Origin of the sequence: Aeromonas sp. 62-46 (genome assembly GCF_001898585.1) — a bacterium.
GTDB classification, from domain to species: Bacteria; Pseudomonadota; Gammaproteobacteria; order Enterobacterales; family Aeromonadaceae; genus Aeromonas; species Aeromonas caviae.
Genome location: NZ_MKUI01000028.1, coordinates 1 through 13,137, shown reverse-complemented (window position 1 = coordinate 13,137; position 13,137 = coordinate 1). Strand labels below are relative to the sequence as shown.

The window sequence follows — 13,137 nt, the reverse complement described above, 5'->3', positions numbered from 1 at the left end:
GTGGTCAGAGGTTCGAATCCTCTCGGGCGCACCATACAGACAGCCTCGACGTCAGTCGGGGCTGTTTTTTTATGGGCGATTTCCTCCTCCCCATCATGGGGTTGTCTCTCTCGTGTCCTTCTCCCTGACGCCCCCACGGGGGACGGTTCCCCCTGGCTGCACGTGCCCCCGGGTCACCACTCTCGACGTATCTTGTCTGGCAGGCTGCTGACGCATCCCATGGCCGTGCCTGTGGCGACCTGGGTGCCCGTACCATAACGCGCACTATGCTGTGTGGGGCTGGCGCCCTCTGGCGGTCTGCTGTGGCGTTTGGCGGGCAATAAAAAAGGATGCCGCGGCATCCTTTCATGTCTTCGTTGAGAGAATCAGCTTTTCAGCCACTTGCGGATGCGGTTGGCATCCCCGACAGGGGTGCGTTTGCCCACCGAGTTGAGCAGTACGATGGCGAGCTCCTGACGATCCGGTTTGGCACGCATCAGCAGGCAGCGGCCCGCTTCGTCGGTATAGCCTGTCTTGGAGAGGCGTACATCCCAGTCCGGGTTCTTCACCAGGGGGTTGGTATTGTTGAACATCAGGCTGTAGGCCGGCTTGCGAAAGCGCATCTCCCTGCTGGTGTCCTGGGTGAATTCACGGATCAGCGGCTGTCGATAGGCCGCAGAGAGGAGCTTGGCCAGATCCTGGGCGGTGGAGACGTTGCGGGTGGAGAGACCGGTGGAGTCATAGTAGCGGGTGTTGCGCATGCCGAGCTGTCTGGCCTTGTTGTTCATGGCGCGGATGAAGGCCTGGCGACCCCCCGGGTAGTGGCGGGCAAGCGCCGAGGCCATGCGGTTCTCGGAGGACATCAGCGCCAGATGCAGGGCGTCGCGGCGGCTGACCTGGGTGCCCATGCGCACCCGTGAATAGGTGTGCTTGATGTTGTCCCTGTCGTTCTGATCAATGGTCAGGGTCTGATTGAGGTTCTGGCGGGCATCCAGCACCACCAGCGCCGTCATCAGCTTGGTGAGGGAGGCGATGGGGCGCACCCGGGTGGGGTTTTTCTGATACAGGGTCTTGCCGGTGTTGACGTCCATCACCAGGGCACTGCCCGACTTGAGCTGCAGCTTGGCCGGGTCGGGGGTCGCCAGGGCTGTCTGCGAACCCAGCAGTCCCATCAATCCACCTACCAGCGCGATTGCGCGAATCCAACACCCCATACAACCAACTCCATCCACAGCGAAAAAAGGCGCTAGATTCACTCATTTTTGCCCCTGCTTTACAAGAGCGAGCTGGGGGAATTCGCCACTATTTTCCATAAAAAAGGGCCGCCTGTGGGCGACCCTGTGGTTTGTCTCACTCTCTGGAGATGCGGGGCTTGCGTCTGCTCCACCAGCGCCAGACCAGAGCGATGAGGCCGCCCACCAGCAGCACGACCGGCAGGTAGAGAATGACGCTGAGAAATTGGGACTCATACTGCGCGGCCAGCTTGGTGTGGCTCAGGTAGTAACCCAGCCCGACCAGGGGGCAGATCCACATGATGGAGCTGATCAGGTTGACCACCAGGAAGCGCCCCTGGGGGATCTCGTTGGCGCCGACGATATAGGGGTAGGCGGTACGCACGAAGGCGATGTAGCGGGCGGTGATCAGGGTGATGATGCCGTACTTGTTGAGCAGGTAGTGCACCTTCTCCTTGTGCTTGTCATCGAGGTGGGACATCAGCCTGTGATACATCCGGGTGTGGCCGAGGAAACGCCCCTGCATGTAGCCAAGCCAGGTACCGACGAAGGTCGCCATGATCAGCAGCGGGACCACCGCCATCGGCAACACCCCCTGATAGATCAGCACGCCGGTCAGGATCAGCAGGGTATCCCCTGGCAGGAAGGCAGTGGGGATAAAGCCATTCTCGAGCACCAGGAAGGTCAGCAGGACGACATAGACCATGAAGACCATCTTGGGATCAGAGAGTGTCGCCAGATCCTGATGCATAAAGGCGTGAGCCAGGTGGTAAAACTGCTCCATACATGCAAACTCCGCAGGTTAGCTGGGTTGGTCGGTCAAGGGCATGGCAAGTACCTTGTCGATGCGCAGGCCGTCCATATCCACGATTTCCAGTTGCCACTGTTCCAGGGTGACCAGGTCTCCGGTCTGGGGAAGGCGGCCAAGGAGCAGCATGATAAGCCCTCCAAGGGTGTGATAGTGATGTTTTTCTTCTTCCGGCAGACGAACCAGCTCCAGACAGTCCTTCAATTCTGGCAGTGGAATGAGGCCGTCGAGCAGCCAGCTGCCGTCGGCGCGCTGGAAGGCCCAGTTGTCCTCCCCATCTTCCTGCTGGAAGTCGCCGGCCAGGGTTTCCAGCAGATCCTGCTGGGTGACCAGCCCCTGCAGCTCGCCATATTCGTCCACCACCAGCACCATGTGCTCGGAGTGGGTACGGAAGTGGTTGAGCAGCTCCAGGCCGTTGAGGGTCTCCGGCAGCAGGCTGCCGTCCTGGGTCAGCGCCGCCAGATCGATGGGCTCTCCCTTGATGTAGGCGTGCAGCACCTTGCTGACGTTGAGGATGCCGACGAGATCCGACAGGCTGCCGTCACAGACAGGGAAGAAGCTGTGGCGATACTCCACCAGACGTTGGAGGTTCACTTCCAGTGGCAGTGACAGGTCCAGATAGCGGATGTCGCTGCGCGGCACCATCAGGGAGGCCAGGCTGCGTTCGTCGAGGCGGAACACGTTGCGCAACATAGTGTGCTCATGGTCCTCGATCACCCCCGCTTCGGAGCCCTCCACCAGCATGGCGTGGATCTCCTCCTGAGTGACGTTGTTGCTGCTGCGCTGATCGACCCGCAGCAGCCGCAGGCTGGCGTTGGTGGAGGCGGAGAGCAACCAGACGAAGGGACGGGTCAGGGTCGCCAGCCAGAGCATGGGGCGGGCTACCAGACAGGCGATGCGCTCGGCGCTGAGCTGTCCGAGGCGTTTGGGCACGAGCTCCCCTACCACGATGGAGAGATAGGTGACCAGCACGACCACGATGACGGTGGCGAGCAGGCTGCTGCTCTTGGGGGAGAGCCCCCACTCCTGCAGCCAGAGAGCGAAGGGCTGGGCCAGCAGGGACTCGCCATAGATACCGTTGAGCAGACCGATGCTGGTGATGCCGATCTGCACGGCGGAGAGGAAATGGGTCGGATCTTCCCCGAGCTTGAGGGCGATGGCGGCGGAGCGGCTCCCTTCGCTCGCCATTTTGGCGAGGCGTGCCTTGCGTGCCGTCACGATGGCGATTTCCGACATGGCGAAGACGCCATTGAGCAAAATCAATCCAAACAGGATCAATATTTCCATACTGCAGCAGCACTCCCGATAGAAAAGACCGCTGGCAGTGTAATGAATTTGCGGGCTCTGCGCTTGTGAAAGGAGGTGATTTGGCTCGTGAATTTTTGAATATCGTCCCGGCGGGAGGGATAAAACTGCGGGGCAGGAGAGGGAGAACTGAACCCCTGACATGAAAAAGCCCCCGATAAACGGGGGCTTGTCATGTTGCGCTGTGGCTTAGAGCGCGGCGATCTCGGCCTGCTGGGCTTCCAGCTTGGTCAGCTGGAGACGGTAATCTTCCAGCTTCTCGCGCTCCTTGATGATGACCGCTTCCGGCGCCTTGGCGACGAAGGCTTCGTTGCCGAGCTTGCCTTCGATGCGGCCGCACTCGCCCACCAGACGGGCCACCTCTTTGGCCAGGCGGGCCAGTTCGGCTTCCTTGTCGATGAGACCGGCCATCGGGATCATCAGCTCGGTGGCACCGATCAATTTCTTGACCGACAGCGGGGCGGTTTCACCTGCGCCAAGCACGCGGATGGATTCCAGACGGGCCAGGGATTTGAGGAAGGCCTCGTTGCCCTGGGCGCGCTGGGCATCCTTGGCATCGCACTGGAGCAGCACGTTGAGGAGCACGCTCGGGGCCACGTTCATCTCGGCGCGGATGTTGCGGATGCTGACGATGAACTCCTTCACCCACTCCTGATCCGCCATCGCGGCTTCGTCCACCTTGGCGGCGTCGAATTCCGGGAAAGCCTGAATCATGATGGTGTCGGCGTGTACGCCAGCCAGCGGGGCGACCGATTTCCAGATGGTCTCGGTGATGAACGGGATGATCGGGTGAGCCAGGCGCAGCAGGGTCTCGAGGACGCTGACAAGGGTGTGGCGGGCAGCGCGCTGCTCGGCCTCGGAACCCTTGGTCAGTATCGGCTTGGTCAGCTCCAGATACCAGTCACAGAACTGGTTCCAGATAAATTCGTACAACACGCCTGCCGCGATGTCGAAGCGGTAGGTATCGAGGGCGGTGCGGAAGTCACGGATGGCCACTTGCAGCTGGGACTGGATCCAGCGATCCGCCAGGCTGAACTGCATCTCGCCACCGGCAAAGCCGCAATCCTGATCTTCGGTGTTCATCAGCACGTAGCGGGAGGCGTTCCACAACTTGTTGCAGAAGTTGTTGTAGCCATCCAGACGCTTCATGTCCCAGTTGATGTCACGACCGGTAGAGGCCAGCGCCGCCAGGGTGAAGCGCAGGGCGTCGGTGCCGTGGGCCTCGATCCCTTCCGGGAACTGCTTGGCGGTGCGCTTGGCGATCTTCTCGGCCATCTGCGGCTGCATCATGTTGCCGGTGCGCTTCTCCAGCAGGTCTTCCAGGGAGATGCCGTCGATCATGTCGAGGGGATCCAGCACGTTGCCCTTGGACTTGGACATCTTCTGGCCTTCTTCGTCACGGATGAGGCCGGTGATGTAGACGGTCTTGAATGGGACTTGCGGCTGGCCGTTCTCGTCCTTGATGAAGTGCATGGTCATCATGATCATCCGGGCAATCCAGAAGAAGATGATGTCGAAGCCGCTCATCAGCACGTCGGTCGGGTGGAAGGTCTTGAGCGCCTCGGTGTTGTTCGGCCAGCCCAGGGTGGAGAAGGTCCACAGGGCGGAGCTGAACCAGGTGTCGAGCACGTCTTCGTCCTGACGCAGCACGGTCACGGACGGGATGCTGTGCTTGGCGCGCACTTCCTCTTCGTTGCGGCCCACGTAGACGTTGCCGGCATCGTCATACCAGGCCGGGATGCGGTGACCCCACCACAGCTGACGGGAGACGCACCAGTCCTGAATGTCGCGCATCCAGGAGAAGTACATGTTTTCGTACTGCTTCGGCACGAACTGGATGCGGCCATCTTCCACCGCCTCGATGGCGGTCTTGGCCATGGGGGCCACGCGGACGTACCACTGGTCGGTCAGCATGGGCTCGATGGGCACGCCGCCGCGATCGCCGTACGGCTGTTGCAGCACATGATCCTTGATCTCGGCCAGGAGGCCCAGCTCGTCCAGCTTGGCGACGATGGCCTTGCGGGCGGCGAAGCGCTCCATCCCGGCGAACTCGGTCGGCAGGGCTGCGTCATAGGCGGTGCTCGGGTTGCCATTGGTATCGACCACTTCGGCCTCGGCACGCACGTGGGCGTCCAGGGTGAAGATGTTGATCATCGGCAGGTTGTGGCGCTTGCCCACTTCGTTGTCGTTGAAGTCGTGGGCCGGGGTGATCTTCACGCAGCCGGTGCCCTTCTCCATGTCGGCATGTTCGTCGGCAACGATGGGGATCAGACGGTTCACCAGCGGCAGCAGGATGTGCTGGCCGATCAGCGCCTTGTAGCGGGGGTCTTCCGGGTTCACGGCCACGGCGGTATCACCCAGCATGGTTTCCGGACGGGTGGTGGCGACGATCAGGTGATCCTGGCCTTCGGCGGTCTTGGCGCCGTTGGCCAGCGGGTAGCGAAGGTGCCACATGTGGCCCTTGATCTCGCGGTTTTCCACTTCCAGGTCGGAGATGGCGGTGTTGAGCTTGGGATCCCAGTTCACCAGACGCTTGCCGCGGTACATCAGGCCGTCTTCGTACAGGCGCACGAACACTTCCTGGACGGCGGCGGAGAGGCCCTCATCCATGGTGAAGCGTTCGCGCTCCCAGTCCACGGAGTCACCCAGACGGCGCATCTGACGGGTGATGGTGCCACCGGACTCTTCCTTCCACTGCCAGATCTTGTCGATGAAGGCTTCCCGGCCGTAATCGTGGCGGGTCTTGCCCTCTTCGGCGGCGATCTTGCGCTCAACCACCATCTGGGTGGCGATACCGGCGTGGTCGGTACCCGCCTGCCACAGGGTGTTCTTGCCCTGCATGCGGTTGTAGCGGATCAGGGTGTCCATCAGGGTCTGCTGGAAGGCGTGGCCCATGTGCAGGCTGCCGGTGACGTTCGGCGGCGGGATCATGATGCAGAAGGAGTCTTTGCTGGTGTCGCCGTGGGGCTTGAAGTAACCCTGGGCTTCCCAGTGCTGGTAGAGCGCCTGTTCGATGGCGTTGTGATTAAAAGTCTTTTCCATGGTCTCGCCGTATTCTGGATGGATGGATTCTGGTGTTGATTCGTCGTGGATCGAGGGTGGCACAGTCAGGGCTGCGCCGGATCCGGTGCGGCAAGGACGGGCTGATCCCTCATCTCGAGGGTATGGCCCGCCTGGCGATAGTGCTTGTAGCGCTCGCGGGCTTGCTGCTTTTGCGTTTCGTCAGTGGGGACAAAATCTACCACTTGAGCGAAGTGTCCTGCAAACAAAGGTGTCTGCCGGGCCAGGTTGATGAGGCAGGCATAGCGCCGCCGTGGCGGCTGATGGCCTATCTCCACCGGGGCCTGACCGCTCTCCCCCTGCAACTGGTGCGGCACGAAGCGATCGGGCGGCAACTGCCACAACAGCTCGTCCAGACGCAGGGCCTGGGCCTCGTCCTCACACAGCAGAAAGAGGTGGCCTGCGCTCCAGCCATCGGCCGCAAGCTGGCAGGCGAGGCGCTCGACGGCGGAGGCATCCGCATCATCGGGCTGGCTCATCAGGTAAAAGGTCACTTGGCTCATCAGGTCGGTCCCGTTTGGCTGTGACGGACAGCGATTGGCCGTCTTCGGGAGCCGCGTCTGGCACGGACTTCCCGGATTCTCTCAATGAAACAAGGAAGAGGCAGGCCTCTTCCTTGTGATACAGGGTAACGCCTTCTCGCATCGCTTTTCGAGTCGATGGGGAAGGGGATCACTCCTTGTCTTCGACGTCCGCCACGCCGGCCCGGTTGAGCAGGAACTGGGTCAGCAGGGGCACAGGACGGCCGGTGGAACCCTTCTCCTTGCCGCTCTTCCAGGCGGTCCCTGCGATATCCAGGTGGGCCCAGTTGTACTTCTTGGTGAAGCGCGACAGGAAGGCGGCGGCAGTGATGGTACCGGCCGGACGGCCACCGATGTTGGCCATGTCCGCGAACGGGCTTTCCAGCTGCTCCTGATACTCGTCGAACAGGGGCAGGCGCCAGGCGCGATCGCCGGCCTGTTCGGAGGCGTTGAGCAGCTCGTGGGCCAGGGGGTTGTGGTTCGCCAAGAGGCCAGAGGTATGGTGGCCAAGGGCGATGATGCAGGCACCGGTCAGGGTCGCTACGTCGATCACGGTCTCGGGATCGTAGCGGTCCACATAGGTGAGGGCATCGCACAACACCAGGCGGCCTTCGGCGTCGGTGTTGAGCACCTCGACGGTCTGGCCGGACATGGTAGTGAGGATGTCACCAGGGCGGTAGGCGTTGCCCCCCGGCATGTTCTCGCAGCCCGCCAGCACGCCGATGACGTTGATGGGCAGCTGCAACTGGGCCAGGGCGTGCATGGTGCCGAGCACGGAGGCGGCGCCACCCATGTCGTACTTCATCTCGTCCATTCCGTCTGCCGGCTTGATGGAGATGCCGCCGGAGTCGAAGGTCAGCCCCTTGCCCACCAGCACGATGGGCTTGGCGTCGGCGTTGCCCTTGTACTCGATGATGGCCATCATGGCTTCGTTCTCGGAGCCGCGGGCCACTGCCAGGTAGGAGTTCATGCCGAGCTCGGCCATCTCCTGCTCCCCCACCACCCTGGTGGTGATGTTGTCATAGGCATCCGCCAGACGGCGGGCCTGGGAGGCGAGGTAGGCGGGATTGCAGACGTTGGGCGGCATGTTCGCCACGTCGCGGCAGATGCGCACCCCTTTCGCCACGGCCAGGCCGTGGTTGATGGCGCGCTCGCCTATGGTCAGTTCCCGACGCGTCGGCACGTTGAAGACCAGCTTGCGCAGCGGACGGCGCGGTTCGGCCTTGTTGGTCTTGAACTGATCGAAGCTGTAGAGGCCCGCCTTGGTGGTTTCCACCGCCTGACGCACCTTCCAGTAGGTATCCCGACCCTTGACGTGCAGCTCGGTCAGGAAGCAGACCGCTTCCATGGAGCCGGTTTCGTTCAGGGTGGTGATGGTCTTGTTGATGATCTGCTTGTACTGGCGCTCGTCGAGTTCGCGCTCCTTGCCGCACCCGACCAGCAGTACGCGCTCGCTGAGCACGCCCGGTACTTGATGCAGCAGCAGCATCTGGCCCGGTTTCCCTTCCAGGTCGCCACGGCGCAGCAGCGAGCTGAGGTAGCCGTCGCTGATCTTGTCCAGCTGTTCGGCAACCGGAGAGAGGCGGCGGGGCTCAAAAACGCCGACCACGACGCAGGCACTGCGTTGCTTCTCAGGACTGCCACTCTTTACACTGAACTCCATGGAATCTCCTACATCCTAAAGACAAAAGGCACCATTTATTGAATAATGCGGTGCTTGTTGGGGTATCAGAGGCGGAGCGAACAGTCACAGGCTCCGCAGTTCAAACTGGTAAAAATCCAATATAGGGCCCTATTTTTCAGGCATTCGACTAAAAACACAAGTTTACTTGGGAATGACTGTGATCGTTTTCCGATATTTGTTCAGGGAGACCCTGAAAACCCAGCTGGCGGTGCTGTTCGTGCTGCTGCTTATCTTCGTCAGCCAGCAATTTATCCAGATCATTGGCGATGCCGCCGATGGTGAGGTGCCGACGCGCCTGGTATCCACCCTCCTGCTGCTCAACCTGCCGAATATGGCGTTGTTGATGCTGCCTATCAGTCTGTTTTTAGCCATTCTGTTTGCTCACGGCCGTTTGTACGCGGAAAGCGAGATGACGGTGATGCACGCGGTGGGTTTCAGTCACCGTTTCATCATGGGCAGCGCTCTGGTGCTGGCTTTGCTGACCTCCGCCGTCGCGGCGTTCAACACCGGCTGGGTCGCCCCCCAGGCCAAGGAGCGGGAGTACCAGGTGATCGACGAGTTCAAGGCCGATCCCGGTATCTCTTTCCTGCAGGCCGGCCGCTTCATGGAGCTCGACAAGGGGCGCCTGGTGGCCTACATCCAGGATCTGAACGACAAGGGGTCGGAGTTGCAGAAAATCTTCGTGCTGCAACGGGCCGAGGGGGGCTCACCCCCGTCAGTGGTGGTGGCCAACGAGGGGCAGGTGACCGCCGACAGCAACGGCTTGCAGTGGCTGACCCTGAAGGATGGCTCGCGCTACGAGGGACATTTCACCGGCAAGCAGTTCCAGGTCTCGGAGTTCCGTGAATACAGCCTGGTGATCCGCCAGCAGGAGATGGAGCGATCCAACCGCAAGGCGGCGGCCAAGCCGACCCTGGCATTGCTCGGCACCCAGGACAATCAGCTGATGGCCGAATTGCAGTGGCGCCTGTCGCTGCCCCTCTCCATCCTGGTGCTCACCTTCCTGGTGGTGCCGATGGCGCGGGTCAATCCCCGTCAGGGGCGTTACGCCAAGCTGCTGCCGGCCATCCTGCTCTATCTCTCCTATTTCCTGCTGCTCAGTGCCGCCCGGTCGGCCATCGACAGCGGGCGTCTGCCCCACTGGCCCGGGATGTTCCTGGTGCCCCTGGTCTATCTGCTGCTGATAGGGTTGCCTCTCAACCTGCAGGGCACCAGCTGGTGGAACGGGGTAAAAGGGCAATTGTTCAAGAGAAAGTCAGCGTGATGCTGCAACCTGGGAGTCTCTGCTGATGTTCGGCATTCTCGATAGATACATAGGCAGGGTCATCTTCATGTCGATCCTGCTGTGCGAGCTGACCCTGGTCGGGCTGGCCGCGCTCATCAAGTACGTGGAGCAGTTGAAGGCGGTCGGGGAAGGCAACTACGACATGCTCAACGCCCTCTACTACGTGCTGCTCTCCATGCCCAAGGAGGCGGTGCTCTTCTTCCCCCTGGCTGCCCTGCTCGGTGGCCTCATCGGTCTGGGCCAGCTCGCGACCAGCTCCGAGCTGGTGGTGATGCAGGCGGCGGGACGCTCCAAGATCAGCATCGTCATGGCGGCGCTCAAGACCGCCATTCCCCTGATGCTGCTGGTGGGGCTGATGGGAGAGTACGTCGCACCGGCCGCCAAGCGGATGGCGGATGACATCAAGGCGGGGGCCATGTCGGAAGGGCGACTCACGGTCTCGGCCTACGGGGTATGGGCACGGGATGGCAACAACTTCGTCAACATCAACGGGGTGCGCAACGATGGCGCCCTGACCGGTATCACCCTCTATCGCTTCACTCCGTCCCGCAACCTGATCGACGTGGTGCAGGCGAAGGAGGGGGTGTTCGAGGATCACCACTGGCTGCTGAAACAGGTGCACATCACCCGGTTTGACGATCCCACCCGGATCCAGGACGAAGAGCATGCCCAGATGGCCTGGCAATCCGAGCTGACCCCCAAGCAGCTAGGGGTGGTCAGCATCGATCCCGAGAACCTGCCCATCTCGGGGCTGCGGGACTACATCGGTTATCTGGATGCCAACAAGCAGGATGCCGGACGCTACAAGCTGGAGATGTGGCGCAAGCTGCTCTCACCGCTCTCCGTGGTGGCCATGATACTGCTCGCCTCCTCCTTCATCTTCGGTCCGCTGCGCTCGGTGAGCATGGGGGCGCGGATGCTGATGGGGATCATGACCGGCTTCGCGGTCTATGTGAGCGACAGGGTGTTCGGCCCGGTCAGCCTGGTCTATGCGGTCCCGCCCATCCTCGCGGCCATCGCACCCAGCCTGCTGTTTGGCGGCATCTCCTTCTATATCCTGAGCCGCAAGCAGTAGCGGCCTGAAGGACGGCGGGCTGCTGACAAAAGGCGGCCATTGCTCTCGATGCACCGCTTCCGTCAAGGTTCTGAGCTGCAAGCAGTCAGTTCTGGTCAGCAAAAAGGGCACCTCGGGGTGCCCTTTTTCGTTGCCGCCTTGGGATCAGCGATTGAGCTGCTCCAGGTTTTCCGCCTTGCCGAGCACCACCACCTCGCACTCGGCCCAGATGTCCTGGAAGGCGCGGGGGCGGGCGCGATTGAACACACACAGCAGGTTGCCCAGGCCAAAGGCCGAGGTGGCGAGCCGGATCAGGGCCTGGGTGACGCGAATGTTGCTGCCGTCCAGGTTCTGGATGCGCAGGCGCCAGGCCCGCATGCCGATGGTCTGGCCGGCACGGACCCAGAACCAGGTGTAGAAACCGCAGATGACGAAGGCCAGCCAGGCGCTGTAGAGGGGGCTGGTGAGCAGCCAGGCGGCATCCTTGCCCTCGGGAACGTGCGCCATGCCGGTGGCCAGCAGCAGGTGGGCCACACCCATCCCGATGAAGCCGGCGATGATCAGCAGGGCAATCACCACCAGATAGTCATAGAGCAGGGCGCCGAGACGGCGCAGCAGACCGGCGGACGGATGCCGGGGAGCAGGCTGGAGAGGGGAGGGGGTCTTGCGCTTGGCCATGATGATTATTCCATTAATATGATGCGGGCATTCTATGTAACTGGCCTGGCATCGGCAAGGCGTTGAATAAATGAGCAAACAACGGTGGGGGCAAGAAAAACACCTTGCATGGCCAAGCGCCATTCGTATAATCCCTCGCAGCTGCCCGGGTGGCGAAATCGGTAGACGCAGCGGATTCAAAATCCGCCGTTGCAAGACGTGTCGGTTCGAGTCCGACCCCGGGCACCATTATTAAACCCTGTTTGGTCAACAGGTTAACGTGGCAGATGCGGCGTTATGTCTCCTGAGTACTGCGGTTGAAAACCAAAACTTCGTGCAATTTCGTGCAAAGGGTTTCAACCATGGCAAACATTCAAAAAATCACCGGTAAGCGTGGCAGTAGCTATCGCGTACAGTTCATGAAAAATGGCCGTCGAATCGGTCAAACTTTCAAAACCAAAAAAGCCGCCGAAGCCTTTATGGCGCAGCTCATTGTTTACGATGACATAGCCGATGCTTTGACGCACTCCAGCCTTTCCACAATCCTCATTGATTCCGCAATAACCTCATTTCTCGACCAGTATAAAGGCCGTGATCGTTCGATCATCCAGCGTCTTGGCTGGTGGGCTGACCGCCTCAAGGGCAAGCCCGTCGGTAAGGTTTCTCGGCAGCACATCAAATCCGCTCTCGAGGCTCTCCAAAAAGATGAGAAAAGCCCAAGTACGCTCAACCGCTACAAAGCGGCCATTTCTTCCGTATTCCAATGGTTCAACGACAAGCACGACGTTAAGCACAACCCCGCCCGTGAAGTTCGCCAGCAGACCGAGGACAATGGCTGCACCCGCTTCTTATCTGATGATGAGCTGTCCCGCCTGCTGAAAGCTGCAAGTGCCAGTAAGTGGGAACGCCTGCATCTGCTTATCCACATGGCTATCGCCACCGGTGCCCGCAGGAGCGAGCTGATCAACCTGAAATGGGCGGACATCGATTTTCAACGGAAAACCGCTCGCCTTCCGCGTTCTAAGAATGAGGATCCGCGCATCTTGGCGCTGACTGCATCCGTCATTCAAGAGCTGATGCCGTTCCGTCAGGTGGGCGATGTCTACCTGTTCCCCCACACATCGCAGCTGCATGGTCCGTTTGAGCATTTCGATCATCACTGGAAAGCATGCCTTATCGAGGCCGCAATCACCGACTTCCGATTCCACGATTTGCGCCATACCTGCGCCTCCTTTCTTGCCATGAATGGTGCCACCCTGTTGGAGATTGCCAACCACTTGGGACACAAGACGCTGGCGATGGTTATGCGGTATGCCCACTTGTGTGTGGCCCATAAATCAGCCCTGACAGAACGTGTTTTTGGTGACATAACGAGCATTGAAAAATGAAAAAATACGAATACAACGATGAAAATGAGGACGAATTTCTACCGACCAAAAGATTCTTGGAGGACTGGCATAAGCAGGACCCGCGGCAACTGAATCGCCCCTACTTTCCTAGACACCTCAAGAGCCTCAAACTGAGGTCAATCAGGAGGTGTTATGAGCAAGCA

General features: G+C 60.7%; 10 protein-coding genes and 1 tRNA gene. 4 read left to right on the top strand and 7 right to left on the bottom strand.

The window, feature by feature from the left end:
* Positions 1-365: 365 nt before the first annotated feature.
* The 6 genes from pbpG to pepA form a co-directional block, all read right to left on the bottom strand.
* On the bottom strand, positions 366-1,151 hold the full coding sequence (gene pbpG, locus BGO64_RS09700; RefSeq protein WP_372587724.1) for a D-alanyl-D-alanine endopeptidase: 786 nt from the start codon (positions 1,149-1,151) through the stop codon (positions 366-368).
* Positions 1,152-1,329: 178 nt separating this feature from the next.
* Complete coding sequence (locus BGO64_RS09695; RefSeq protein WP_214003111.1) at positions 1,330-1,995, bottom strand: DedA family protein; 666 nt, start codon at positions 1,993-1,995, stop codon at positions 1,330-1,332.
* Positions 1,996-2,013: 18 nt separating this feature from the next.
* Positions 2,014-3,306, bottom strand: coding sequence for a hemolysin family protein (locus BGO64_RS09690; protein ID WP_029313724.1), 1,293 nt, complete (start codon positions 3,304-3,306; stop codon positions 2,014-2,016).
* Positions 3,307-3,513: 207 nt separating this feature from the next.
* On the bottom strand, positions 3,514-6,366 hold the full coding sequence (locus BGO64_RS09685) for a valine--tRNA ligase (protein WP_286700591.1): 2,853 nt from the start codon (positions 6,364-6,366) through the stop codon (positions 3,514-3,516).
* 65 nt (positions 6,367-6,431) lie between these two features.
* Positions 6,432-6,887, bottom strand: a complete 456-nt coding sequence (locus BGO64_RS09680) for a DNA polymerase III subunit chi (protein ID WP_124813907.1) — start codon at positions 6,885-6,887, stop codon at positions 6,432-6,434.
* Between the two features lie 169 nt (positions 6,888-7,056).
* Complete coding sequence (gene pepA, locus BGO64_RS09675; protein ID WP_010672960.1) at positions 7,057-8,568, bottom strand: leucyl aminopeptidase; 1,512 nt, start codon at positions 8,566-8,568, stop codon at positions 7,057-7,059.
* 172 nt (positions 8,569-8,740) lie between these two features.
* On the opposite strand from pepA, the gene lptF reads away from it, so the two are divergent.
* Together lptF and lptG are read left to right on the top strand one after the other, a co-directional pair.
* Positions 8,741-9,853, top strand: coding sequence for an LPS export ABC transporter permease LptF (gene lptF / locus BGO64_RS09670; RefSeq protein ID WP_286700590.1), 1,113 nt, complete (start codon positions 8,741-8,743; stop codon positions 9,851-9,853).
* A 25-nt stretch (positions 9,854-9,878) separates the two neighbouring features.
* A complete protein-coding gene (gene lptG / locus BGO64_RS09665) occupies positions 9,879-10,949 on the top strand; it encodes an LPS export ABC transporter permease LptG (RefSeq protein WP_010672962.1) in 1,071 nt (356 codons plus the stop codon).
* Positions 10,950-11,093: 144 nt separating this feature from the next.
* Here the strand turns inward: lptG and BGO64_RS09660 are convergent, their stop codons facing one another.
* Positions 11,094-11,606 (bottom strand): RDD family protein, encoded by a 513-nt coding sequence (locus BGO64_RS09660; protein WP_161470421.1) that lies wholly within the window; start codon positions 11,604-11,606, stop codon positions 11,094-11,096.
* Between the two features lie 143 nt (positions 11,607-11,749).
* Here BGO64_RS09660 and BGO64_RS09655 point away from each other — a divergent pair.
* Together BGO64_RS09655 and BGO64_RS09650 are read left to right on the top strand one after the other, a co-directional pair.
* Positions 11,750-11,834 (top strand) — tRNA-Leu (locus BGO64_RS09655).
* Positions 11,835-11,947: 113 nt separating this feature from the next.
* The gene (locus BGO64_RS09650; protein WP_286700589.1) at positions 11,948-12,973 is read left to right on the top strand and encodes a tyrosine-type recombinase/integrase; all 1,026 of its coding nucleotides are present in this window, start codon (positions 11,948-11,950) and stop codon (positions 12,971-12,973) included.
* Positions 12,974-13,137 lie beyond the last annotated feature (164 nt).

What these genes read in the sequence shown, in the direction of transcription:
- pbpG (WP_372587724.1), bottom strand. Translation starts at nt 1,151, where the DNA reads ATGGGACTGCTGGGTTCGCAGACAGCCCTGGCGACCCCCGACCCGGCC.
- BGO64_RS09695 (WP_214003111.1), bottom strand. Translation starts at nt 1,995, where the DNA reads ATGGAGCAGTTTTACCACCTGGCTCACGCCTTTATGCATCAGGATCTG.
- BGO64_RS09690 (WP_029313724.1), bottom strand. Translation starts at nt 3,306, where the DNA reads ATGGAAATATTGATCCTGTTTGGATTGATTTTGCTCAATGGCGTCTTC.
- BGO64_RS09685 (WP_286700591.1), bottom strand. Translation starts at nt 6,366, where the DNA reads ATGGAAAAGACTTTTAATCACAACGCCATCGAACAGGCGCTCTACCAG.
- BGO64_RS09680 (WP_124813907.1), bottom strand. Translation starts at nt 6,887, where the DNA reads ATGAGCCAAGTGACCTTTTACCTGATGAGCCAGCCCGATGATGCGGAT.
- pepA (WP_010672960.1), bottom strand. Translation starts at nt 8,568, where the DNA reads ATGGAGTTCAGTGTAAAGAGTGGCAGTCCTGAGAAGCAACGCAGTGCC.
- lptF (WP_286700590.1), top strand. Translation starts at nt 8,741, where the DNA reads ATGACTGTGATCGTTTTCCGATATTTGTTCAGGGAGACCCTGAAAACC.
- lptG (WP_010672962.1), top strand. Translation starts at nt 9,879, where the DNA reads ATGTTCGGCATTCTCGATAGATACATAGGCAGGGTCATCTTCATGTCG.
- BGO64_RS09660 (WP_161470421.1), bottom strand. Translation starts at nt 11,606, where the DNA reads ATGGCCAAGCGCAAGACCCCCTCCCCTCTCCAGCCTGCTCCCCGGCAT.
- BGO64_RS09650 (WP_286700589.1), top strand. Translation starts at nt 11,948, where the DNA reads ATGGCAAACATTCAAAAAATCACCGGTAAGCGTGGCAGTAGCTATCGC.